This window comes from Lentzea sp. NBC_00516, assembly GCF_036346835.1.
Classification (GTDB): Bacteria; Actinomycetota; Actinomycetes; order Mycobacteriales; family Pseudonocardiaceae; genus Lentzea; species Lentzea sokolovensis.
The window spans coordinates 6,023,008-6,045,906 of record NZ_CP107840.1; the positions used below are offsets into that span (position 1 = coordinate 6,023,008).

The following is a 22,899-nucleotide window of genomic DNA, read 5'->3' on the forward strand; positions in this document are numbered from 1 at the left end:
GCATGATCAAGGCCGCCCCGGACCTGCTGGAGATCGCCTCCGCACTGCTGCCCGGCGTGCGCCTGGACGACGCCTTCGTCGCGGCCGACGGCAACATCCACGACGTGCTGCTGGTCCCAGGCGTCGCCGCCGTGCGAGTCAGCAAGCGGCCGCTGGGCGCCGCGTCGATGCCCCGCCGAGTGGAGGTGTTGCGGCAGCTGGCTTCCGCCGGACTGCCGTTCCAGGTACCGGAGCCGCTCACTCCCGTGACCACGTTCGGCGAGCGGGCCGCTGTCGCCGTGTCGTGGATCGACGGTGCCGCCCTGCCCGAAGGCGTCGGAGATCCGGTGCAGGTGGCCGAAGTCCTGGAAGCCGTTCGGTCCGTGCCGCTCGGCGACTCGCTGATGGCGGCCCTGGACGACCGGGCGCAGGGTCCGTCGTGGTCGACGATCATCGTCGAGGAGATCCTTCCCCGGCTGCCCGCTCGCTGGCGGCCAGAGGGACAGCGACGCCTCGACGCCGCTCTGGCGCTGGAGCCCGCGCCCGACGCCTTGGTGCACGGCGATTTGAGCGGTTCCAACGTGCACTGGTCGGCGGACGGGAAGCTGCTCGGCGTCCTCGACTGGGACATGGCGATGCCCGCCGACCCCGCCATCGACGCCGCCCAGATGGCCTGGCACGGCTGGGACAACGTCCGTCGTGCCGTCTCCGCGACCACCTACCGCCGCGCCCGCACCTGGGACGCGCTGTTCGGTGTCGGTCACCTGGTCGCCACCATGAACGGCCGTCCCATGACCAGCCCCGACGGCTTCGTCGCCGCGATCGTTCCGTGGCTGGAGAGGCACGCCTGAGCGCTTAGGACGTGCGCGCTCGGAGGATGCCCTCGACCGCCTCGCAGAAGGTGTCGCCGATCGGGCCCGGATCCGCTAGGCAGCCGGCCGCCATCGCGCCGTCGCGCAGCATGACGAAGTGCCGTCCGTCGAGTTCGGCCGGAGCGTTGCCGACGCGTGCGAGCAGGTCCGTGACGGTGTCGAGGAACCATTGGCGGTGTGCCTGCACTGCCCTGTGCACGGGGTGCGCGGGGTCGGCGTACTCCGCCACGGCGTTGAGGAACGCGCAGCCGCGGAAGCCCTCGATCTGGATGTGCCCGGCGATTCCCCTTGCGACGGCGCGCACGGCGTCCGCGTCGTTCGTGGCCGCGGCGACGCCTGCGTCGACGTTCTGGCGGGTCGCCCTGTCTGCCTCGGCCAGGTATGCGAGGACCAGGTCTTCCTTGCCCGCGAAGTGGCGGTACATGGTCGCGCGGGTCACCTTCGCCTCAGCGAGGATGCGGTCGACTCCGACGGAGTGCAGTCCCTCCCCGTAGAACAGCCGGCTGGCCGTTCCCAGCAGGCGGTTCCTGGCGTCGGACACGGTGCGGGTCACCCTGTCGACGGTAGCAGAGAGAACGTTCGGTCTTGACAGCGTCGGCAGGTGCTGACAGCCTCAAAGTAGAAAGAACGTTCTCCCTACCTCAAGGACACCTCGTGAGCATCGACGCAGCCCCATCCGCGACTCTCGCCCCCGCCCTCCGCACGCTCTACCTCGTCCGCTTCGGTTTCGCGATCGTGTGGGCGGTGCTGCTGTTCCTCACCGGGGCCGAGATCGGGCCGGTCAGCGGCACGTTGCTGGTGCTCTACCCGCTGTTCGACGTGGCAGCGATCGTCGTCGACAGCCGCGCGGCACGGGGTGGGCGGGCCTCGGCCGCCCTCTACGCCAACATCGCCGTCAGCACGCTCGCGGCGGCGGGTCTGGCGTTCGCCGTGACGTCCGGGATTCCGGCCGTGTTGCAGGTGTGGGGTGTCTGGGCCGTCGTGTCCGGCGTGGCGCAACTGGCCGCCGGTCTCGTTCGCAGGAGCCTCGGCGGTCAGTGGCCGATGATCATCAGCGGCGCCATCTCCACGCTCGCGGGCACGTCGTTCTTCCTGCAGGCGAGCGGTGAGAACGCGACGCTGACCAACCTCGCGGGCTACGCGGCGATCGGTGGTGTGTTCTTCCTCGTCTCGGCGCTGCGTCTGCGTCGCGTGCGGGGCGCATGACGAGAAAAGGGGACCGCCCAGATGGGCAGTCCCCTCGTCGGTTTCGGATCTGGCTACAGACCTGATTCCGTGGTGCGGACCAGGATCGCGCCGCACTCCTCACAACGCAGGACCTCGTCGGCCGCGGCTTCCTTGAGCTTCGACACCGCGCTGCGGTCGAGTTCGATCCGGCACGCGCCGCAACGGCGGGACTGGATCAGGGCCGCGCCGATGCCGCGCTGCTCGCGCTGGCGGTCGTAGGCCTTGAGCAGGTCGTCGGGGAAACCCTTCGCCATCACCGAACGGTCGGCGGTGCGGCGGGTCTCGGTCGACTCCAGGTCCGCGAGGGCCTCGTCACGGCGGTGGCTCGCGTCCTCCAGGGCGGTGCGGGCCTTGTCGAGTTCCACGCGCGCGAAGGACGCGTCGGCGTCGACGGCTTCGCGGCGCTCCATCAGTTCCAGCAGGTCGTCTTCGAGGACGCCCTGGCGGCGCTGGATGGTGGCGAGTTCGTGTTCCAGTTCGGTGAGCTGCTTGGCACCGACCGAACCTGACTGCATCAGCTTGCGGTCGCGCTCGCCGCGGGCGCGGACCTGCTCGATCTCGGTCTCCTGGCGCTTCACGTCGCGGTCGAGGTCGGTGAGCGTCGTCTCCACGGCCACCAGTGCGTCCTGCTTCGTCCGCACCTGCTGCTCGACCTCGTTGATCTCCGCGATTACGGGCAGCGTGCGGCGACGGTGGGTGACACGCGCCAGTTCGGCGTCGACCTCGGCCAGGTCGAGCAGCCTGCGCTGCACTGCGGGATCGGCTTTCACGCATGTCCTCCTGCTGCTGTGCTCGTCGCACCGACGGTCCACGGATCGGTCCGGCGAGTGGAGACGAGTACGTCGACCCTACCGCCGAAGGCCTCCCGCAGGATCTCCGCCGCCTGCTCGCACCACGGCCACTCGCTGGCCCAGTGCGCGACGTCGACCAACGCCGGGCCGCCGGACTCGATGTGCTCCGAAGCCGGGTGGTGCCTGAGGTCTGCGGTGACGTAGGCGTCGACGCCGGCGCGCTTCACCGTGTTCAGGAAGCTGTCACCCGCCCCGCCGCACACCGCGACCCGTTTGATCAGGCGTTCCGGGTCTCCCGCCGCCCGCACGCCCTGCACGGTGACGGGCAGCGCGTCGGCCACCCGCTGGGCGAACGCCCTGAGCGGCTCGGGTTCCGCGAGCTCACCGATGCGGCCCAAGCCGGTGTCGCCCGGCAGACCAACGGTCTCCTGCAACGTGAAACTTGGTTCCTCGCAGGCGTCGCGGAGTGCGTTGATGACCGCGTTGCGGCGTGCGCGTGGCACGACGACCTCGATGCGCGTCTCCTCGTGCCCGGTCAGCTCGCCGGCCGCGCTCGCGCCCGCCTCGGTCAGCGCCTTGAGCACCTGTTCCGAGTCCGCGGCCGGCACGTACGTGGTCAGCACGTCCTTCGGAGTGTGCGGAGTGGCGTCGAGCGGGCCGGTGACGGTGAGCCCGATGGCCTTCGCGAGCGCGTCCGAAACGCCGGGAAGCGCGTTGTCGGCGTTGGTGTGCGCGCAATACAAGGCGGCGCCGTTCCGGATCAGCTTGTGCACCAACGCACCCTTGGGGTCGTCGGCCGGAACCCCGTTGACGCCCTTGAGGAGCAACGGGTGGTGGGCGAGCACGAGCTGCGCGCCGCGTTCGACCGCCTCGTCCACAGTGGACGACGTCGGGTCGACGCAGACGAGGACCCTCGTGACCTCCTCCTGCGGATCACCGCAGACCAGGCCGACCGCGTCCCACTTCTCGGCCGTCTTCGGCGGATACGCGGACTCCAGGACCGCGATCACGTCCGCGAGCTTCACGCCATTTCCTCCATCACTACCCGCAACGCGTCCACGAACACGGCGAACTCCTCCGGCGGCCGGATCGCCACGCGCAGGTACGTGTCATCAAGTCCCGGGAACGTGTCGCAGCGTCGTACCGCGATCCCCTTGTCCCGCAACGCTTGCCGCGTGCCCCTCGGCGCCCTGATCAGCAGGAACGGCCCTTTCGGCGCAACGACGACGAGGTCTTGGAGCTGCTCCAACGCGTAGGCCGCATGGCGTTCGGCCTCCTGAGCGAACCCCGCGGACTGTTCGAGCGCTTCCGGTTCGCAGCACGCCGTGATCGCCTCCAGCGTGAGACTGCCCACGGGCCAGTGCGGACGGCCGTGCGCGAGCCGCGCGAGGGTCTCCGGGTCGCCGAGGAAGTAGCCGGCGCGCAGGCCGGCGAGGCCCCAGGTCTTGGTGAGACTGCGCAGAACCAGCACGTCGGGGTCGTGCGCGAGCGACTCGGGTTCGCCGGGAACGGCGTCCATGAACGCCTCGTCGACGACCAGCCTGCCGGGCAACGCCTTGAGCCTGGCGGCCTCGTGCAGCACCGACGTCGGGTTCGTGGGGTTGCCGATGACGATCAGGTCGGCGTCCGACCGCACGTCACGCAGCTGGAAGTCGCCGTCGAGCAGCACGTGTTCGACCGGAATTCCGGCATCGCGAAAAGCCACCTCGGGCTCGGTGAACCCGGGGTGGACGATCGCGGCACGGCGCGGCGCGAGCTTCGGCAGCAGCGCGAAGCCCTCCGCGGCACCGTTGAGCAGCAGAACCTCGTCCGGTGAGCGCCCGTGGCGGCGTGCGACGGCCTCACGAGCGCGTTCTTCAGCCGGTTTCGAGGGGTAACGCCCGAGTCCGTCGAGCGCCGCGGCCAGCCGTTCGCGCAGCCAATCGGGCGGGTGCGGCACCCGCACGTTGACGGCGAAGTCGGCAAGGCCTGGCGCGGCGTCGACGTCACCGTGGTGGCGCAGATCTGAGCTGGTCATCGCCGGAAATTCTAGGCGACGGGCTCAGGTGCCCGCGTCACTGCATGTAGCGGCGGAGCTCGGTGAGGTGGCTGATCAGCTCGTCCAGCTGGAAGGCGTCGAGCTGCGCGGACTCACCGGGCGGGGTGCGGAAGCAGACGCGACCCTTCTCGTTGAGGTACACCTCGAACGCACGACGGCGCCCGAGGGCGTCGGTACATCCGATGATCTCCCGTTGCGGGGGCACGTCGGTACCTGTCTGCATGGGCGGCCTCCATGTCGTTTGTCCATACATCTTGCGACAGCGGTTGAGCGTTACCGTGCGGCGGTGCTCATTCGCCGATCTTCTTGGCCGACAAAGTGATCACCGTGGTGCACTCGACGACCTGACCGGCGGCCACGCTCTGCGCCGTCGTCTCCCAGTTCCGATCGAGCACGAGCATGCGGCCGCGGCCCGTCGCGTCCTTCTCCTGCAACACGTGGAGACCAGCGGCCTGCATCGCGTCCTGAGCGTACTGGTGCACCATGCCGACCACGTTCGGAACGGTGCAGGTCTTGGGCGCGGCGGCGACGGGAGGCGCCGTGGTCGTGGCGATCGTCGTGGTGCTGGACGTCGGCGTCTCGACAGGCGTGCGAACCGACGTGGGCCCACACGCGCCGACAACGGACAACGCGAACACCGCACCCATCGCCACGGGCCAGTTGTGCCTGTTCAGATGCAGCTTCATCGTGTGCTCCAGGACCGATGCGGGCGGTTCGGCCGTTCCGTCGAGCCTTAGGCTGCGCGACATGCACGTCTCGTTCGTCTGCACCGGCAACATCTGCCGATCCCCCGTGGCAGCCCTCGTGTTCCGAGAATGGCTGTCCCGAGAAGGATTGTCCTCCGAGGTACGGGTGTCCAGCGCCGGAACGGGTGGATGGCACGTCGGCGACCCCGCCGACCCTCGCGCACTGAAGACGTTGGCGGACAACGGCTATCCCACCGACCACGTCGCCGCCCAGGTCGGTCCAGACCACCTGGACGCGGATCTGCTGGTGGCGCTCGACGCCGGGCACGCCCGCGCGTTGCGCCGGATGGCCGATCCCGATCGCGTGCGGCTGCTCCGTTCGTTCGATCCGGACGCCGACGGCGCGGACGTGCCGGATCCGTACTACGGCGACGATTCCGGGTTCGACGAGGTGCTGGTCATGACGGAGGCGGCGATGCCGGGATTGATCGCGTGGGTTCGCGAGCGGCTCTGAGGACGAAGCACCAGTCACCCCAGGCGACCGCTGCGGAGGCGGCCGGTCTGCGGTGGCTGCGCGTCGACGGCGGCCCGCCGATCCCGTTCGTGCACAGCGCCGAGGGCGGCACGCTGGTGATCGACGAGATCCCGGCCGGCGAGCCGAATCTTCAGGCGGCCGTGACCTTCGGGCGCCGCCTGGCCGTGCTGCACCGCGCCGGAGCCGAGGCGTTCGGCTCTGCACCGCCCGGTGGTCCGCGCGAGGCCACGATCGGCATGGCGCCGATGGCCAACGAGCCCGCGCCGGAGTGGCCGTCGTGGTTCGCGTCACAACGCATCGAGCCGTACGCGCGGCAAGCGGGCATCGACGTGAGTGAGGTGTGCGCGCGGATCAGCGAGATCGCCGGTCCGCCGGAACCTCCCGCACGGCTGCACGGCGACCTGTGGAGCGGCAACGTGCTGTGGGGCGCCGACGGCCAGGTGTGGCTGATCGACCCCGCGGCCCACGGCGGGCATCGGGAGAGCGATCTCGCGATGCTCCGGCTCTTCGGCTGTCCGTTCCTCGACCACGTGCTGGGCGCGTACCAGGAGGTGGCGCCGCTGGCCGATGGCTGGCAGGCACGGGTGAAGTTGCACCAACTGTTCCCGCTGCTCGTGCACGCCGTGTTGTTCGGCGGCGGCTACCGGTCCGAAGCCGTGGCCGCGATGCGAGCGGTTTTGCGAGGATGAGGTCATGGACCTCATCGGCTGGACGTGGCTCAACGAACCGCGGAAGTGGTCGACCGACCCTCTCGCCGTGCACGCCGACCCTGGCAGCGACTTCTGGCGCCTCACCGGCAACGGCATCGTCCGCGACAACGGCCACCTCTACGGCGTGAGCCTGACCGGCGACTTCACCATCACGGCGACGTTCACCGGCGAGTACGTGGCGCAGTACGACCACGCCGGCGTCGGGCTGCTGATCGACGGCGAGAACTGGATCAAGGCCGGGGTCGAGGTGTTCGACGGGAAGCGGCAGGCCAGCACGGTGGTCACGCGTGGTTTCTCGGACTGGAACCTGGCGCTCACCGAGCCGTTCGAGCGCTTCACCATCAGCGCCGAACGCAAGGGTGACGCGGTGTGGGTCCGGTACGGCACCGACGGCCGGGAGCCGGCGAACGTGCTGCGCAAGGCCTACTTCCCGCCCGGCGAGGAAGCCAGGGTCGGGATCATGGCGGCGAGTCCTGAGGGCGAGGGGTTCGTGACCCAGTTCCACGAGGTCCAGGTCACGCATCTACCGTGAGGACGTGCGGTTCAAGTTCCTCCTCAAGCCGGGCTGGCTGGCGCTGACCCTGGCCGTCTGGGTGTTCGCGGGTGCCTGCGTCTACTTCCTGTCGCCGTGGCAGTTCGGCCGCAACGACGAGCGGCAGCAGCAGAACTCCGCCATCACCAAGTCGTTGAAGAGCGATCCCGCCCAGTTCGGTGCGCGGCACGACGAGTGGCAGAAGGTCGAGATCAAGGGTCGCTACCTGCCGGAACTGGAAGCACTCGCGAGACTCCGCACGGTCCAGGGTGAGGCGGCGTTCGAGGTCATCACGCCGTTCGAGACCACCACGGGCCACCGGATCCTGATCGACCGCGGGTACGTGCGGCCGGTCAACGGCATCAAGCCGCCGGACTTCGCGAAGCCGCCTGCACAAGAGGTCACGCTCATCGGGCTCGCGCGGCCCAACGAGTCGAACGAGCAGCCCGCGTTCGAGCAGGACGGCCGCAAGCAGATCTACTCGATCAACAACAACGCGGTGGGCGCGGGCATCGAGCCCGGCTACTACCAGCTGATCGAGAACCAGCCGGGTGCGCTGGACACGTTGCCGTTGCCCCGGCTCGAGTCCGGGCCGTTCTTCTCCTACGCGCTGCAGTGGATCGCGTTCGGGGTCATGGCGGTCGGTGGCTGGTTGTACTTCACGATTCGTGAGGCGCGGCCGGGTGGCGTGCTCTACGAGGGCAAGAAGAAAAAGAAGTCGATCGCCGAGCTACTTGCGGAAGAGAGCGACGAAGGCGCTGACGAGGCCCGCGCCGAAACCGACGACGCGGGACAGCTCCACGGCACGCGTCACGTGACCTGAGTCCGGGTTGCGGCCGTGGCCGAGCACCGGGCGCTCTTCGACGCCGTGCGAGTAGACGGTGCGGCCGCCCAGGCGGATCTCCAGGGCTCCGGCGAACGCCGCTTCGACCTGGCCCGCGTTGGGCGACGGGTGCGCTGACGCGTCACGGCGCCAGGTCTCCAGGGCCTGTGAGGCCGAGCCGCCCACGACCGGGGCACCGCCGACCGTGAGCAGAGCGGCCAGGCGTGAGGGCAGCAGGTTCAGCAGGTCGTCCAGGCGGGCGGAGGCCCAGCCGAACCGCAGATACCGCGGCGACTTGTGGCCGACCATCGCGTCCAGCGTGTTGGCGGCGCGGTAGCCCAGCAGGCCGGGGACCCCGTAGACCGCGCCCCAGAACAACGGGGCGACGACGGCGTCCGAGGTGTTCTCGGCCACGGACTCCACGGTCGCGCGCGCCATGCCCGTGGTGTCCAGGCGGGCGGCGTCGCGGCCGCACAGGTTGGGCAGGCGGCCCCGCGCGGCCTCGAGGTCGCCGTCGGCCAGTTCGCGGCCCATCGACGTGCCCTCGGTGGCCAGGGAGTTGCCGCCCAGCACCACCCAGGTCGCCACGCCCGTCGCCAACGCCTGCGTCAGCCAGTGGTGGCGCGCGAGACGCTCCACGGCGACACCGGCGGCCACGGTCCCGCCGACCAGCACGGCCGTGTACGCCGCACCGGCGGCCTGCGAGTCGGCGTAAAGACGCTTTTCGAGGGCCGCGGCCGACGATCCGAATGCCGCTACCGGGTGAAATCGGCGGGGATCACCGAACACCGCGTCCGCCGCCACGCCCAGCAACAACCCCAACGCGCGACCCGCACCCACGGCAGCCTCCCCAGCTCGTCGAAGGCACCGTAGCGCCGCAGCACACCCGCACGCGCATTAGGGTGGCCGGTCGTGGAGCACAAGCGGCTGAAGCTGTACGCCTATCTGGACGCGCGCGATCACCAGCGCACGTACCTGGCGATCATGCGGCTGTTCACCTCCACGCTGCTCGCGGATCTCAGCGCGGGCGAGGTCGCGGGCGCGCTCGCGGGCCAGGAGCGCGAGGGCAGGGTCGAGCAGGGCGAGAGCCGCATCGAGAACGTCATCAACCGCCTCAAGCAGCTGGTCGAGTGGGGCAACCTGGTCCAGGGCCGCCGTGAGGTCGTCGCGGCCAGCATCGCCGAGTTCCAGCACGGCAGCGTCCGCTACCAGGTCTCCAAGCTCGCCGTCCGCGTCCAGCGGGACGTCGACGAGCTGCTGCGGGTCCCGGAAGGCGCCCGTGAGGTCTCCCGCGAGCTGCTCCCCGCCATCGAACGCGGCCTCAACGAGCTGGGCGGATCGCTCAGCGTGGCCCTGCTCAACGAGGGCGACAAGACCAAGGAGCTGCTGGCCGAACGCGTCACGACGCTGTTCCTGCAGCACGCCGAGCTCGCGGCGACGGTCCGCGACTTCTACGCCTACCTCGGCCAGGTCGTCACCAGGAACCACCTCGCGCCCGAGGAGATCGCCGGCTTCCGGAACCTGCTGGTCGAGTACATCCAGAGGGTCGTCGAGGACGTCCTGAAGTACACGCCCCCGATCGCGGAGGCCCTGGCCGGGTTCACGAAGGCCCGCACCGAGCTCCTGCGGCTCCTCGGCACCGACCTCGGCCACAACGTCGAACGCGCCCGCGGCCGCACGCCGGAGGACTGGCAGGAGCTGACGGACTGGTTCGTCGACCGTCCAGGCCGTCCGAGCCAGGTCACGGCTCTGCGAGAGGCCACGGCCCGCGCGATCGGCAGCCTCCTGGCCAGCGTGAAGCGCGCGACGTCCGGCGGCGGGCTCCTGCCAGGACGCCGCGCCGAACTGCTGAAACTCGCGAGCTGGTTCGACAACTCGACCCGCGAAGAGGCGCACGAGATCTACGCGTCCGCCTTCGGCCTCTACAGCGCCCGGCACCTCTCCCCCGCGCCCGAACACGACTCGGACAACGAGCGCACGGCCTGGCGCGACGGCCCGGTCTGCGACGTCACCGTGAGCGTCCGAACCCGAGGCGACCGGGGCGGGCGCGGCAGGCCGTCCAGGATCCTCGACGACCCGATGACCGAGCAGTCGCTGCTGGCGGAGGCCCGGGAGGCGGACGAGATCCGCGCGCGGCACGTCGCGGAACTGACCAAGGCCGCCGGAAACCTGGAGAACTCCACGCTCACGCACGGCGCGTTGGAGGTCTTCTGCGAGCTGCTGACGCTCGCGATGGCCCAGCGCGACTCCCCGCACGACAGCGGATCGGCCAGCGACCCCGTGCGCGGCCTCAAACTCGAGATCGCCCACGGCACGACGACCCAGATCAGGTCGGCCGCCGGGACGCTCACCCTGCACGACGCGACGGTGGCACTGAAGCAATGAACCACTTGGACAACCTCTCCGACATCGACGCCGCCAACGTGGTGCGGTGCGCGCGAACGTTGCTGCGCAGGCCTTTGCTGCGCAGTGACGGCCCGGACGGCGAACTGCTCAGCCTCGTCTACCGGCACCGGGCGACGCTGCAGGACCTGTTCGCGGGCCTGCTCGGCTACCGGCTGGTCGTGGAACGCCGGTTCGCGCGCCTCTACAAGTCGGGCCCCGGCAACGACGACACGCGCGGCGTGCTCAGCATGTCCCCGCGCGGCTACGCGTACCTGGCGCTCACCCTCGCGGTCCTGACCGGCATCGGCCGCCAGACCCTGCTGTCCCGCCTGGTGGCCGACATCCGTTCCGCCGCGGTGGAAGCCGGCATCGACGCGCCGGACGACGTCACCGAACGGCGTGCCCTCACCGCGGCGCTGCGCCACCTGGTCTCCCTGGGCGTGCTGCAGGAGACCGAGGGCTCGGTCGCGCAGGACGTGCTGCCCCAGGAAGCGTTGATCACGATCGACACGGACCTGCTGGGCCAGCTCGTGACGGGCCCGGTCGGTGAGGCCCAGAACCCCGCCCACCTCATCGAACTCGCGGCACGTCCCGGTCCGCGCGGCATCGAGCACGCGGTGCGGCGCAAGCTGGTCGAGACGCCGCTGGTCCTCTACGCGGACCTGCCGGACGAGCAGGCGGAGTGGTTGCGCCGCAACCAGCGCAAGGAAACGGCGTTGCTGGAGCAGGCTTTCGGCCTGCACACCGAGTGCAGGGTCGAGGGCGTGCTCGCCGCCGACCCCGAGGACTTCCTGACCGACCTGTCGTTCCCCGGCGTCTCGACGGTCGCCCGCATCACGTTGCTCGCGCTGCCGGACCTGCTGGACAGCGAGGACGAGGACGCGCCCGCACGCCACGTCGTCACCGTGGAACGGCTGCGCGAGGTCTGCGCCGGGCTGGTCGAGGACTATCCCGCCGCGTGGTCGAAGCAGTTCACCGACGACCTCGACCGGCTGGTCGCCGAGGTGACGGAACTGTTGCGCCGCATGGGGTTGGCGGCACAACAGGAAGACGGCGCGTGGGCCGTCAGCGCGGCCGCGCACCGCTGGCTGCCGTCCCCGGACGGCGACCCGGAACGAGAACAACCGGAACAACCCGTCGTGGTGTCCGAAGTACCGAGCTGGTCCCTGTTCGACGAGGAGAACGTTTCATGAGCAGGTGGCGGCTGCACCGCGGCGGCGTGGTCAACATCTGGCAGTACACCGAGCAGACGTTCGACTTCTCCGGTGGCCGCGCGATCTTCCAGGGCACCAACGGTTCCGGCAAGTCCCGCACGCTGGAGCTGCTGCTCCCGCTGTGTCTGGACGGTGACCTGCGCCAGCTCGGTTCCAAGGGCTTCGACACGGTCAGCCTGCGGCGCCTGATGCTGGACGACTACGACGGTGGCCCGAACCGCATCGGCTACGCGTGGGTCGAGCTGATCCGCGAGGCCGACGACCACTCGGGCAACGAGTACCTGACGTGCGGACTCGGCGTGAAGGCGTCGAAGACCTCGCAGGCGATCACGGACTCGTGGCGGTTCGTCACGCCGATGCGCGTCGGCGCGGAACTGCAGCTCGCGGGCCCGGAACGCGTTCCGCACGGTCCGGCGCAGTTGCGGGATCTGATCGGCGCGGACTGCATGTTCGAGGAGCAGGCGTTCCGCGCGAAGGTCGCCGAGACCGTCTACGGCGTTCCCGCCGCGCGCTACCCCGACCTGCTGCACCTCCAGCGGACGCTGCGCAACCCGGACGTCGGCCTGAAGGTGCTGGAGGGCCAGCTCGAACAGATCCTGAGCGACGCGCTGCCGCCGCTGGACCAGGCGATGGTCGAGCAGCTCGCGACGTCGTTCGACGACCTGGAGTCGATCCGCGAGAACATCGTGCGACTGTCCTCCGCGGACAGTGCGCTCGGCACGTTCCTCAAGACCTACAGCGACTACGCGTTCGGCGGGCTGCGCAGCGCGTCCGAACGGCTGGAGGGCGCCGAGAAGTCGGTCGGGAAGCTGCGGCGCGAGCAGGCGAAGCTCACGCAGGAGCTCGACCTCACGCGGATGGAGCGCACGGCGTCCGAGCAGGCTCTGGTCGACATGGAGACCGGTGAGCAGCAGGCTGAGGAGACCATCGCGGCGCTGAAGGAACTGCCCGCGTTCCGCGACCTGCAGGACCTCAAGACGCGCGAGAACCTGGTGGCGCAGATGCGGTCCTCCGCCGTCGCCTCCCTCGAGACGGCTCACCGCCAGCGCGCCCAGGAGGACGCGTCGGTCGACAACGTGCTGCGGCTGCTGAAGCGCCTCGCGGAGGATCTCCAGGCCGCCGACGCGCTGAGCGACCCGTTGCGGGAGAACCTGCGCCTGGCCGGGATGGACTCGGACCTCGCGCCGGACGTGCCGCAGGTGCCTGCCGCCGAAGCCACCGTGACCACGGCCTCTGTGCGTGCCAAGCCGGATCCCGAGGCCGGTCCGCTGCCGATCGAACGCCGGGTTCCACCGGCCGCCGCGACCGAGGACGTGCTGGCGTCGCTGACGTCGGTCGTCGACCAGACCTCGGGCATCGCTTCCCTTGCCCGCCAACGGGGAGCGCTCGCGCTGGCGTTGCACGAGCAGGCGCTGGCCCTGGACGCGCAGCAGCGCGAGGTGGAGTCGTTGCGGCAGAAGGCCCGCGACGCGCAGCTCGGCGCGACCGAGTCGACCTCGTTGCGCAACCAGGAGATGCAGGAGCTGGCCGAGGTCGTGCAGGCCTGGCTGGAGCAGGTCGAGGTGTGGACGTCGAGCGGCCCGCTGCGCGACGAACGCCCTGCCGAGGCGCTGAAGCTGCCGCGGACCGCCGATCCGGCCGCCGCGAAGACGCTGAGCACGACCGCCCGCGAATGGGCCGGACCGCTCGTGCAGACGGCCCGCGACGCCGCGCACGCGTTCACCCAGCAGCGCACCGACCTGCGTGCTCGCCTCGACACGCTGGACGAGGAGCTCATCGGCCTGCGTTCGGGCAACGAGCGCGTGCCGATGCCGGGCCAGTACACGTCGGCGGACCGCGATTCCGCTGTCGGCGCGCCCTTCTACCGGCTGGTCGACTTCGTGCCGTCGCTGACCGACGAGGAACGGGCGGGGCTGGAGGCCGCGCTGCAGGCGAGCGGCCTGCTGGACGCCTGGGTGACGCCGGCCGACGCCGAGCTGAACGACGTCCTGGCCGTGCCGAGGCCCGCCGCCGACGGCCGTTCCCTGACCGACTACCTGGTGCCTGCGGTCGAAGGCTCGCCGGTGCCGGAGACGTTCGTCGCGGACCTGCTCAAAGCGGTGTCGCTGGACGACATGACCACCACCGGCGACTGGCGCACGGGCGTGCTGACCGGCCGCTGGACCAAGCCCGAGGCCGAGTTCATCGGCGCGGGCGCGCGGGAAGCCGCCCGAGGCCGCCGAATCGTGGCCCTGGAAGAGGAACTCGCCGACCTGCGCGGCCGGCTCGGCACCGCCGAGGACGAACTGGCCCGTGCCCACGAGCACGTCGCCACCTGGGAGGCGCACCTCGCGGCGTTCCCCGCCGACGGTGAGCTGATCGCGAAGCACAGCCGCGTCCAGGCGGCCGAGGAGTCCGCGGCACGGTCCCAGCAGCGCACGTTCGAACTGCGGGACGCCCTGGAGAACGCCAACTCCCGACTTGAAGCGGCGCGCAGCGAACTCACCAGGCAGGCGGGCGACGCCGACCTGTCATCCGACACCGAGGCGCTCCGGCAGGCCCAGGCGGCCGCCGGTGAGGCCCAGCGGACCGCCGACCTGCTCGGCGACGCGGTGCGAAGGCGTTGCCAGGGAACGATCTCCGACCTCACCGACGCCTCGCACCGCTACCACGAGGCCGTCGCCGACCGGCAGACCGCGGAGGCCGACGCCGACAGCCGCTGCGTCGACTACGCGGCCCAGGCCGGGACGCTGGCCGAGCTGACCGACGCGGTCGGCGGTGAGGCCAAGGAGATCAGCGAGCAGCTCACGTCGCTGGAGAAGTCGCGCAAGAAGATGCGTGAGGACCTCAAGGGCGTGCGCGAGAGCATCACGACCGCGCGTGAGCAGGCCGCGAAGCTGGAAGCGTTGCTGGAGAGCAACTCCACGCAGGTCACCGACGCCTCGGAAGCCCTGGAACGCGCCTCCGCGAACTTTCAGGCAACCGTCCGCGCCCCCGGTCTGCTGGCGGCGGCGTTCCCGGAGGCTCCCGAGGAGGCCCAGGTGCGCCAGGCCATCGCCGAGACGCCCGACCGCCGCGGCGGCACCGAGGCGACCGTGATCGCCAAGCTGCAGGCGCTGCAGACCGCGCTCGCGGGCAGCCACGACATCGCCGCCGAACAGCACGCGGGCCTGCTGACCGTGACGGTGACCGGCGAGGAGGGCGCGAAGCCCGTCGCCGTCGCCGCCCGCCAGGTCACGACGAAGCTGGCCGAGCAGCGCGGGTTCCTGGACGAGCAGTACCAGAGCGTCTTCGCCGACTACCTGATCCGCGACCTGGCCGAGTGGCTGCGCGGCCAGATCTCCGTCGCCGAGAGCCTCACCAAGCGCATGAACGAGGTGCTCGGCCAGGCCCGTTCCAGCCAGGGCGTGCACGTCAAGCTCGCCTGGAAGTCGTCCAGCGCCCTCGACGACTCGACCCGGCAAGCGCTTGCGCTCGTGCGGCTGCCGTTCGGCGAACGCACGCCCGAGCAGGACGCCACGCTGCGCCGCGTCTTCACCGAACGGATCGAGAACGAGCGGGACACGCACTCCGGCGGCTACGCCGAGATCCTGTCGCGTGCCCTCGACTACCGCACCTGGCACCAGTTCACGGTGACCGTCGCGGACACGGGCCCGGACGGCAACCCGCGCGAACGGCGGCTGCGCCAGCTCTCGTCCGGCGAGACCCGGCTGATCTCGTACGTGACGCTGTTCGCGGCCGCGGCGAGCTTCTACGACGCCGTCAGCGACGAGTTCGACCCGCTGCGCCTGGTCCTGCTGGACGAGGCCTTCGAACGCCTCGACGACCCGACCATCGCGCGCATGCTGGGCCTGCTGGTCGATCTCGACATGGACTGGGTGATCACCTGGCCGAGCGGCTGGGGCGTGTCGGACAAGATCCCGCGCATGCACATCTTCGACGTGCTGCGGCCCAAGAACGGCCGGGGCGTCGCGTGCACGCAGACCACGTGGGACGGCGCGGCGCTGGACCGGATCGACCCCTAGAAAGGCACTCCTAGAAAGGCACCTCGGTGTCCAGCGGGGCGGTCCCGCGACCGGAGAGCGCGCGGCAGAACTCGACCGCGTCGAACTCCAGTTCCGGACCGCCCTCGCCCCAGGTGCCGCCCGCGGGCCCGGTCAGGCGCAGCGCGACCGGGCGGCCCAGCCTCTCGTGCCATTCGCGGACCACGTCGTCGACCAGCACGCCGTCGTGCTCGGCCGTCAGCACCAGGGGCGCGCCCGTGGCCCGTGCGAGGTCGGTCCGGTGCATCCACGGGTCCCTGGTCATGATCACGTCGGACAGGAACCCGAGCGTCCACGTCTCCTCACGCGCGTTGACGACCTGCGCGGCCGGCATCTTCTGCCTGCGCACGAACCACGGCATGCGCCGCCGCGCCTTCACCGCTTTCGGGGCCACCTCGGCGTAGCGGGCGACGATGCCGGCGGGAGCCATGCCCGCCCGTTCGGCCACCTGGAGGTCCGTCAGGTCGTCGATGAACACCCCGCCGCGTGCCTGAGCCGCCTTGACCTGCCGCATGCTCTCGCGCATCGACGCGGACATCTCGGCCATCCCGAGCAGGTGCGCCGCCACCGCGCGGACGTCCCACGCGGGGCAGTCCGTGGGCTTGGCCCAGTCCTGCGGCGCGAGGCCTTCCAGCAGGGCGACGACCCGGTCGTACTCGGTGGCGGCGAGCCGCATCGCGGTGTCGCGGCCGAGCGCGGAGGCGCGGGGTCTGGCGGTGAGTGCGGCGGTCATCGTGAGCTCCTCAGGGGCGGTCCGGGCAGGCCGACTTCGTCGGCGAACATGTCGATCACGCGGGGCAACTGCTTCAGCCAGCGGTCGCCACCTGGCTCGTTCGCGAGCTGCCGGTCGAGCAGGCCGCCGCACAGGGCCAGGAACAGGTCCACGTCGCCGCCGTCGGGGACCCCGAGCCCCCGCAGGGTGTCCTGCAGCAGGCCGATGACCTCGACCGACGGCGCGTAGGCGGACTCCGAGGGCGTGAAGCCGGGAATGGCGTGCTGGTTGAGCAGCTGGTAGCGAGCGGGGTCGGCGAGCGAGAACGCGAAGAAGTGCTCGGCGATCGCGAGCACCGCCTCCCGCGGCTCGGCGGGCAGCGGGCGCTCCCTCATCTCGGCGAGGTAGAGCGTCCAGGCCTGCCCGAACATCGCGTCGTAGATCGCGTTCTTCGAGTCGAAGTGCGAGTACAGCGACGGCGACCGCATCCCGATCATGGCCGCCACCTCCCGCAACGTGACGGCGGCCAGCCCGTCGCGCCGCGCGATCTCCCACGCGGCGTCGACGATCTCCCGTCTGGTTGCCTCACGCCGTTCGGCTTGCCTATCACGATTAGGCAGAACGCTCATAGTTAGGCAGAGTCCGCTCCTCGCGCCTGGCTGTCAAGGCCCACCGGCTATGTTGGCGAGGTGACCGAGTACGACCGCCCCGAGCTCGCCGAGTTCTGGCGCCTGGCCCGCGAGACCATGGAGGGCGGCGGCCGCTCCGCGTTCAGCTTCCGCGTGGAGGACGCCGGCACCGCCACCGTGCTGGGCGAGCTGTTGCGCAAGCCGGTCGCCCATCCGGCCCGCCGCCAGATCTCGTTGGCACGCCTGGACGAGCACATCCGCGCGCACGGCAGCTCCCTGCCCGAAGTGCTGGAATCCGTGCACGGCAAGCCGATCGGCCTGTCGACGTCCCAGGAGTCCTCGACCGCGGACGCCGTGCTGAAGTTCGCGTTGCGGGAGCACGGTCTGCTGCAGGAGTCCTGGGCGGCCGAGTGGATCGAGCACGTCCGCAGGTACGGCAAGATCCCGCAGCCCGCGTTGCCGATGATCGCGAACCAGGCCGTGTCGATCCTCGCTCGGCTGCGCCCCGAACCGCGCCGGTGGACGACCCGGTTCGCCTTGGCGGGCAACGATCTCGACGACGGTCGTCCGCTCGCCCGCATCGTGCGGAAGGCGCTGGCACTGGCCGGTACCGACTGGGAACGCTCCGGGGTCCTGCCCGATGCCTACCGCAATCCCGTTCTCACCTCGCAGGGCTACCTGACGCTCAACGACTCGTTGGCAGCGCAGGAGATCACGGTCGTCCGCAGCCCGCGTCTACTCGAATCCGGTGTGCCCGGACCGTTGATGGTGCTCACGGACGGCCTGACCGCACAGGCCAGGCACCACCTCGACGGCAGGACCGTCCGGTGCCACCACGACTTCACGCCCGACGGCATCCGTGTGATGAACGAGGTCCTCGCCTGGACCGGCGGCACCGCGTGGCGGATGTCAGCGGCCGACTACCGCGAGGCCGTCGCCACGCTGATCGCGCGCGGGGTCGAGCTGCCGACGTTGAACGCTCGTCCTGAGGAAGCGAGCTGGGATCCGGCTCTCGCCGAGACCATGGCCACCACGGGTCTGATGGTCACCGAGGAGCACGTCCTGCCGTCACTCCTCTGAGGGCGCGAACCGCTTCACGTCCCAGCGCCCGTGCCCCTCCATCAGCTTGCGGCCGATCCGGCGCAGGTCGGCGAGGTCGCGTTCGCTCAGCAGTTCGGTGAACTCCTCGGCCAGCGACTCCCGGTACACCCGTGCCGTGGTCCCCACGCAGGCCTTCTCGCCCTCGGGCGTGAGCACGGCGATGACCAGCCGCCGGTTGTCCGCGGGCTGTTCCCGGACCACCCAGCCGCGCTTGACCAGCCGTTCGATCAGCCGCGTGACCCCGGACGGGCTGACGTCCAGCAGTTCGACGAGCTCGGACATCTGCAGCCGCCCGCCGTTGTGGTGCAACTGGTAGAGCGCCACGTGTTCCAGCAGCGAGCACGCGGCCTCTGCCTCCATGCGCCGCCCGATCGCGGCCTTCACGGCGTCGACGCCCTGCTGCACGTACAGCCACGAGTAGATCGGCTCCGTCACCACGTCAGTCTAAATCAAGTTTGACGGCGCGATGTTTTCACGCTCAAATGTTGAGCATGAAAGCTTCAGGCGTCACCGTCGTCGGCGCCGGTCCGGTCGGCCTCCTGCTGGCGTGCGAACTGGCCCTGCAAGGCGTCCGCACCACCGTCCTGGAACGCCTGACCGCTCAGTCCGGCACCATCAAGGCCCAGATGATCAGCGGCCGCACCCGCGAGATGCTCGCCATGCGTGGCTTCGGTCCCGCCGTCGACGCCGCGAGCGCCGAGGAGGCCACCCGCCTCGCGTGGCCCGTCCGCCGGTCCACCGGCCACTTCGCCGGACTGTTCAAACTGGACGGTCTACCGCTCACGATGCTCACCCAGCAGGCGTTGGAGCGCATCCTCGAAGCCCGCGCCCTCGACCTGGGCGTGCGGATCCGCCGCGGCGTCGAGGTGACCGACCTGGACCTCGGATCGGAGTACGTCGTCGGTTGCGACGGCGGCCGCAGCACCGTCCGCGGGCTCGCGGGCTTCGACTTCCCCGGCACCGGCCCGACCCTGACCGGCCACCAGGCGGTCGTCGACCTCGACGGCGACCTGCCGAACGGCTGGCACCGCACCGCGACCGGCGTGTACGCGTCCGGCCCGCTCCAGGGCCGGATCATGCTCATCGAGTACGACGGCCCACCGGCGACCCGCGAGGTCACCCGCGACACCCTGGAGGCCGCGCTGCGCCGGGTGAGCGGCCACGACGTCCGAATCAGGCACGTCCACACCGCCACCGTCTGGACCGACAACACCCGCCAGGCCACGACCTACCGCCGCGACAACGTCCTGCTGGCCGGCGACGCCGCGCACGTCCACTCGCCGTTCGGCGGCCAGGGCCTCAACCTGGGTCTGCAGGACGCCTTCAACCTGGGCTGGAAACTCGCCACCGGCGACTCGGCCCTGATCGACACCTACACCGCCGAACGCCACCCGGTCGCCGACGCCGTCCTGCGCAACACCCTGGCCCAGGTCGCCCTGACCCGCCCGGACCCGCGGTCGCGTGAACTCCACTCGCTCGTCAGCGACCTGCTCGACCTCCCCGAGGTCAAGACCCGGATCTCCGCGATGGTCCAGGGCACCGACATCCGCTACGAGACCGGCTGCGACCACCCGCTGGCGGGCACGTTCGTCCCCGGCCTCGACCTCTCCGACGGCAAGGGCGCCACCACCGTGCTCGACGGCCTGGAAACCACCGTCCGCCCGGACGGCCACATCTCCTGGATCGGCCCCCGATGAGGATCACCGGCACCGGCATCCCGCACTTCGACACCAAAGCGGAGATCGAACGCCGCCTGGCCGCGCACCATCCACACCGGACTGTTCCGGGTCCGGCCGAGTTCGCTGAGTTCGGCTGGCACTCCTGCGCGGCCTGGCTCACCCACGTGAAGGCACGTCAGCTGCCAAGATGACGGCCATGAAGCCGCACCACTGGCCATTCGTCGCGCTGGGCGTGTCGGCCGTCGCCGCGATCACCGTCGTGATCGTCATGGGCAGCAAGAACCCCTTGATCAACATGCCGATCATCGTCGGCGTCCCGTTCGTCGCGACGTACCTCACCCACCTGGTGTCGAAGCGTGCGCCGGGCAAGGTGCTGTTCGAGTTCCGCGTCGATCCGCGGCCCAGCTGGTACACCGACGCCGTCGAGGTCACGACCAGCGGCTTGGAGATCACGGCGGTGTCCGGCGGTGGACGACTGGACTCCTCCGGACCGACGAAGGTGTCCTACGCGTTCAACGACCTCCTCGGCATCAGCACCAGAGCCGCGGTGCCCGGCGAGCGGCCGTGGATCACGCTGTCCGACGGCCGCGGCCTGCCCGTGCCGCACGGCGAGGTCGTGGTGTTGCGAACCACGAGGGGCGAACAGGTGCTGCCGGTCGAGGAGCCGCGGAAGTTCGTCTCCCTGGTGCGGTCCAAGGTTTCGGGCCTGGCCGAGGTCCACTCCAGCGCCACCGTCGTCTCCGAGACCAACGAGGTCGGCGAGGCTCCCCCCGCTCCCGGCCTGCGGACCACTCCGGTGCAGGGACCTCCCGTGACGCTCACCGGACCGTCGCTCGCGGTGCGCCGGCTGGCCGGTGCGGCGCTCGCGCTGGCCGGAACCGTGGTGCTGCCCGTGGTCGCGCTGTTCCTGACGCCCGGCGACACGTGGCCGGCGATGGCGTTCGCGGGTGTCGCGGGCGTGGTGTGGGTGCTGAACCGGAACGTGCCTCGGGTGTGGGGGCGGGTGGCGTTCCTCGCGGTGCCGATCAGCGTGTTCTGGTTGATCGGCCGGGGCGGCTTCATCTGGATCCCCGTGCTGCTGGTGCTGTGCCCGCTGCTGGGTCACCTCGGCGCACGCATGTTCCGGCTGGGAGCGAACCTCGGTCCCAGCGTCGAGGTGGAGGTGCGGCTGCGCAACGGCACCCGGCTGTACGTGCAGCGGGATCGCCTGGTGCACAAGCTGAACCTGGCGCACGACGGCGGGGTCTACCCGCAGGCGATGTGGCTGGCGGACGTCACCTTGGTGCAGCCAGGCACAGCGCCGGACGAGATGTGGCGGGTGCCCGGAGGGGTGCCGCTCCGCCTCGGCGGAGGATCGATGGTGCGGCTCGTCGCCCGTCCGCAGCAGTGGCTGCTTCCGCTGGAGCAGGCCGGAGAGCTGGCCGAGTTGATCAGGTCACGGCAGGGATCGCGGGAGGTGCGGCCGAGCAGCACATCGGTCGAGGAATGGCGCGAACTGCATCGGTGGGCCGTGCGGCGGACGACCGGGACGTATCAGGGCAACTACTTGACCGTCGGCATCGGGTGGCGGCTGTTCATCGCGTCCATCACGGGCAGCTTCGCGTGGATGTTCCTCAGCATCGGCTCCGCGGTGTGGGTCGGCAGCCTGATCACGGGGCTGCTGACCGCGGGGCTGCTGGGAGACTGGTGGCGGGTGCGCGGGCGGATGCGGCTGGCCGAGCACAACGTGCTGCCGCCGGGCAGCCCGGACTGGGGCGAGTCCCGTGCGGATCATGCCCCGATCCCCGGCTGGCAACCCTGGCGGTAGCTACTTCTTCGGCGGTGGTGGCGGGTCCGGCAGGTCGAGGTGCCCGACCATCCGCGGCGGGTTAGCCGAGGACTTGACCTGGTAGTCGCTGTCGTGCGGGTCGTTGACGTTGTTCGGCCCGATCGCGCCGGGGACCGTGGTCCAGTAGCCGGCCCGATCGGACCTCCACCCCGGCGTGTACGGGTTCCGGGGATCCGCGGCGCGCACGGTCGACCCGTCCGGCGTCGTGAAGGTGTGGCCCTGGGTGTTCGACCCGGCGTTGACCTCGCGGTTCTGCGACGTCCCGGTCGCCCAGGTGTTGTCCAGGCCGTCGTGGCGGCCCTTCATCCCGCCGACCGCACCGCCGACGCTGCCCGAAACACCGCCGGACACCGCCCCGCTCACGAAGTCGCCCGGGCTGACCTTGCCGTGCGCGACGTTGTTCAGGATGTTGCCGGCCGCACCCGAGATGGCCCCTTCGACCGCACCACGTCCGGCGGCCTGGGCGAAGTTGCTGGTCGTGGTGCCGAGCGCGCTGCTGCCGATGCCGACCGCTCCCGACGCGACGCCGGCGGCGACGCCCGCGATGCCCGCGTCCACCGTCTTGCCGACGTCCCAAGACTTCCGGTCGCCTTTGGCGAACTGGATGCCCTGGATGGCCGCGTCGACACCGACGTTGATCGCGACGTTGATGAGGATCTGCTTGACCAGCTGCTGGAAGATCATCTGGACCGTGATCCGGGTCGCCGCCTGCGCGATCGGGATGCCCGCGGTCGACGTGCCGAACGTGGCCACCGCCGAGGCGATCATCGCGGCGATCTGAATCGCGAGGATGCCCAGAGCGAAGATGATGCTGAGTTTCGTGTACTCGACGCCCAGCGCCGCGTTGTCGCAGCCCGCGGCGAGATCCGTGCAGATCTGCTGCAGGTTGACCAGGTAGGCGTCGCCCTCGACGTACTTCTGCCAGTACTCCTCGAACTTCTCCGCGGTCTGGCCGCTCATGCAGCCCAGCGCCGCCTTCGACGCGTTGTTGCCGTCACCGAGCACTTCTTCCACGGACTTCGCGGCGGCCGTCCACGCGTCCCGCATGGCGCGCAGCTTCTCCTCGTCACCCTCCGGCCACGAGGCACCGACCACGATCGGCATCAGCCACTGGAGGGACTCCGGCATCTCCATTC

General features: G+C 70.5%; 24 protein-coding genes. 13 read left to right on the plus strand and 11 right to left on the minus strand.

Features of this window, described 5'->3' with window-relative positions; translation table 11 throughout:
* Positions 1-2: 2 nt before the first annotated feature.
* Positions 3-830 carry an aminoglycoside phosphotransferase family protein gene (locus tag OG205_RS26990; RefSeq protein ID WP_330270835.1) on the plus strand — a complete coding sequence of 276 codons (828 nt, stop codon included), beginning with the start codon at positions 3-5 and terminating at the stop codon, positions 828-830.
* 4 nt (positions 831-834) lie between these two features.
* Here OG205_RS26990 and OG205_RS26995 read toward each other — a convergent pair whose 3' ends face one another.
* A complete protein-coding gene (locus OG205_RS26995) occupies positions 835-1,392 on the minus strand; it encodes a TetR/AcrR family transcriptional regulator (protein ID WP_330278235.1) in 558 nt (185 codons plus the stop codon).
* Between the two features lie 113 nt (positions 1,393-1,505).
* On the opposite strand from OG205_RS26995, the gene OG205_RS27000 reads away from it, so the two are divergent.
* A complete protein-coding gene (locus OG205_RS27000; protein ID WP_330270836.1) occupies positions 1,506-2,057 on the plus strand; it encodes a hypothetical protein in 552 nt (183 codons plus the stop codon).
* A gap of 53 nt (positions 2,058-2,110) precedes the next feature.
* Here OG205_RS27000 and OG205_RS27005 read toward each other — a convergent pair whose 3' ends face one another.
* From OG205_RS27005 to OG205_RS27025, 5 genes are all read right to left on the minus strand, one after another.
* On the minus strand, positions 2,111-2,848 hold the full coding sequence (locus OG205_RS27005) for a zinc ribbon domain-containing protein (RefSeq protein WP_330270837.1): 738 nt from the start codon (positions 2,846-2,848) through the stop codon (positions 2,111-2,113).
* Entirely contained in the window at positions 2,845-3,894 is a 1,050-nt protein-coding gene (locus OG205_RS27010) for a Nif3-like dinuclear metal center hexameric protein (RefSeq protein ID WP_330270838.1), read from the minus strand. The genes OG205_RS27005 and OG205_RS27010 overlap by 4 nt, the downstream gene beginning before the upstream one ends.
* Positions 3,891-4,886 (minus strand): Rv2231c family pyridoxal phosphate-dependent protein CobC, encoded by a 996-nt coding sequence (gene cobC / locus OG205_RS27015; protein ID WP_330270839.1) that lies wholly within the window; start codon positions 4,884-4,886, stop codon positions 3,891-3,893. The genes OG205_RS27010 and cobC overlap by 4 nt, the downstream gene beginning before the upstream one ends.
* A gap of 37 nt (positions 4,887-4,923) precedes the next feature.
* On the minus strand, positions 4,924-5,130 hold the full coding sequence (locus tag OG205_RS27020; RefSeq protein WP_030472678.1) for a hypothetical protein: 207 nt from the start codon (positions 5,128-5,130) through the stop codon (positions 4,924-4,926).
* Positions 5,131-5,197: 67 nt separating this feature from the next.
* Complete coding sequence (locus OG205_RS27025) at positions 5,198-5,656, minus strand: PASTA domain-containing protein (protein WP_330270840.1); 459 nt, start codon at positions 5,654-5,656, stop codon at positions 5,198-5,200.
* Here OG205_RS27025 and OG205_RS27030 point away from each other — a divergent pair.
* From OG205_RS27030 to OG205_RS27045, 4 genes are read left to right on the plus strand one after another with little or no spacing between them, the layout of a single operon-like run.
* Positions 5,655-6,107: a low molecular weight protein-tyrosine-phosphatase gene (locus OG205_RS27030; protein WP_330270841.1), complete on the plus strand. Its 453-nt coding sequence runs from the start codon at positions 5,655-5,657 to the stop codon at positions 6,105-6,107. The genes OG205_RS27025 and OG205_RS27030 overlap by 2 nt on opposite strands.
* Entirely contained in the window at positions 6,086-6,817 is a 732-nt protein-coding gene (locus tag OG205_RS27035) for a fructosamine kinase family protein (protein ID WP_330270842.1), read from the plus strand. The genes OG205_RS27030 and OG205_RS27035 overlap by 22 nt, the downstream gene beginning before the upstream one ends.
* A 4-nt stretch (positions 6,818-6,821) precedes the next feature.
* Entirely contained in the window at positions 6,822-7,370 is a 549-nt protein-coding gene (locus tag OG205_RS27040; protein WP_330270843.1) for a DUF1349 domain-containing protein, read from the plus strand.
* A gap of 4 nt (positions 7,371-7,374) precedes the next feature.
* On the plus strand, positions 7,375-8,193 hold the full coding sequence (locus OG205_RS27045; RefSeq protein WP_330270844.1) for an SURF1 family cytochrome oxidase biogenesis protein: 819 nt from the start codon (positions 7,375-7,377) through the stop codon (positions 8,191-8,193).
* On the opposite strand, the gene OG205_RS27050 is transcribed toward OG205_RS27045, so the two are convergent.
* Positions 8,101-9,033, minus strand: coding sequence for a cobalamin biosynthesis protein (locus OG205_RS27050; RefSeq protein ID WP_330270845.1), 933 nt, complete (start codon positions 9,031-9,033; stop codon positions 8,101-8,103). The two genes, OG205_RS27045 and OG205_RS27050, sit on opposite strands and share 93 nt — an antisense overlap.
* Before the next feature lie 72 nt (positions 9,034-9,105).
* Between OG205_RS27050 and OG205_RS27055 the strand changes: the two genes are divergently transcribed.
* The 3 genes from OG205_RS27055 to OG205_RS27065 are packed head-to-tail and all read left to right on the plus strand — an operon-like array spanning position 9,106 to position 15,796.
* The gene (locus OG205_RS27055; RefSeq protein ID WP_330270846.1) at positions 9,106-10,578 is read left to right on the plus strand and encodes a DUF2397 domain-containing protein; all 1,473 of its coding nucleotides are present in this window, start codon (positions 9,106-9,108) and stop codon (positions 10,576-10,578) included.
* Positions 10,575-11,771, plus strand: coding sequence for a TIGR02678 family protein (locus tag OG205_RS27060; RefSeq protein WP_330270847.1), 1,197 nt, complete (start codon positions 10,575-10,577; stop codon positions 11,769-11,771). Before OG205_RS27055 ends, OG205_RS27060 begins: the two co-directional genes overlap by 4 nt.
* Entirely contained in the window at positions 11,768-15,796 is a 4,029-nt protein-coding gene (locus OG205_RS27065; protein ID WP_330270848.1) for a TIGR02680 family protein, read from the plus strand. Before OG205_RS27060 ends, OG205_RS27065 begins: the two co-directional genes overlap by 4 nt.
* 10 nt (positions 15,797-15,806) lie before the next feature.
* On the opposite strand, the gene OG205_RS27070 is transcribed toward OG205_RS27065, so the two are convergent.
* Positions 15,807-16,547: a maleylpyruvate isomerase family mycothiol-dependent enzyme gene (locus tag OG205_RS27070; RefSeq protein ID WP_330270849.1), complete on the minus strand. Its 741-nt coding sequence runs from the start codon at positions 16,545-16,547 to the stop codon at positions 15,807-15,809.
* The gene (locus OG205_RS27075; RefSeq protein ID WP_330270850.1) at positions 16,544-17,155 is read right to left on the minus strand and encodes a TetR/AcrR family transcriptional regulator; all 612 of its coding nucleotides are present in this window, start codon (positions 17,153-17,155) and stop codon (positions 16,544-16,546) included. The genes OG205_RS27070 and OG205_RS27075 overlap by 4 nt, the downstream gene beginning before the upstream one ends.
* 60 nt (positions 17,156-17,215) lie before the next feature.
* Here OG205_RS27075 and OG205_RS27080 point away from each other — a divergent pair, with 60 nt between their 5' ends.
* Positions 17,216-18,235 carry a DUF2399 domain-containing protein gene (locus OG205_RS27080; protein WP_330270851.1) on the plus strand — a complete coding sequence of 340 codons (1,020 nt, stop codon included), beginning with the start codon at positions 17,216-17,218 and terminating at the stop codon, positions 18,233-18,235.
* On the opposite strand, the gene OG205_RS27085 is transcribed toward OG205_RS27080, so the two are convergent.
* Entirely contained in the window at positions 18,224-18,691 is a 468-nt protein-coding gene (locus OG205_RS27085; protein ID WP_330270852.1) for a MarR family winged helix-turn-helix transcriptional regulator, read from the minus strand. The genes OG205_RS27080 and OG205_RS27085 overlap by 12 nt on opposite strands.
* Positions 18,692-18,747: 56 nt before the next feature.
* Here OG205_RS27085 and OG205_RS27090 point away from each other — a divergent pair, with 56 nt between their 5' ends.
* Genes OG205_RS27090 through OG205_RS27100 form a run of 3 tightly spaced genes read left to right on the plus strand, consistent with a single transcriptional unit; the run spans position 18,748 to position 21,742 of the window.
* Complete coding sequence (locus tag OG205_RS27090) at positions 18,748-19,953, plus strand: FAD-dependent monooxygenase (protein WP_330270853.1); 1,206 nt, start codon at positions 18,748-18,750, stop codon at positions 19,951-19,953.
* A complete protein-coding gene (locus OG205_RS27095; protein WP_330270854.1) occupies positions 19,950-20,126 on the plus strand; it encodes a hypothetical protein in 177 nt (58 codons plus the stop codon). Before OG205_RS27090 ends, OG205_RS27095 begins: the two co-directional genes overlap by 4 nt.
* Before the next feature lie 5 nt (positions 20,127-20,131).
* Positions 20,132-21,742 (plus strand): hypothetical protein, encoded by a 1,611-nt coding sequence (locus OG205_RS27100; RefSeq protein WP_330270855.1) that lies wholly within the window; start codon positions 20,132-20,134, stop codon positions 21,740-21,742.
* Here the strand turns inward: OG205_RS27100 and OG205_RS27105 are convergent, their stop codons facing one another.
* Positions 21,743-22,891 (minus strand): WXG100-like domain-containing protein, encoded by a 1,149-nt coding sequence (locus tag OG205_RS27105; protein ID WP_330270856.1) that lies wholly within the window; start codon positions 22,889-22,891, stop codon positions 21,743-21,745.
* Between the last annotated feature and the right edge of the window lie 8 nt (positions 22,892-22,899).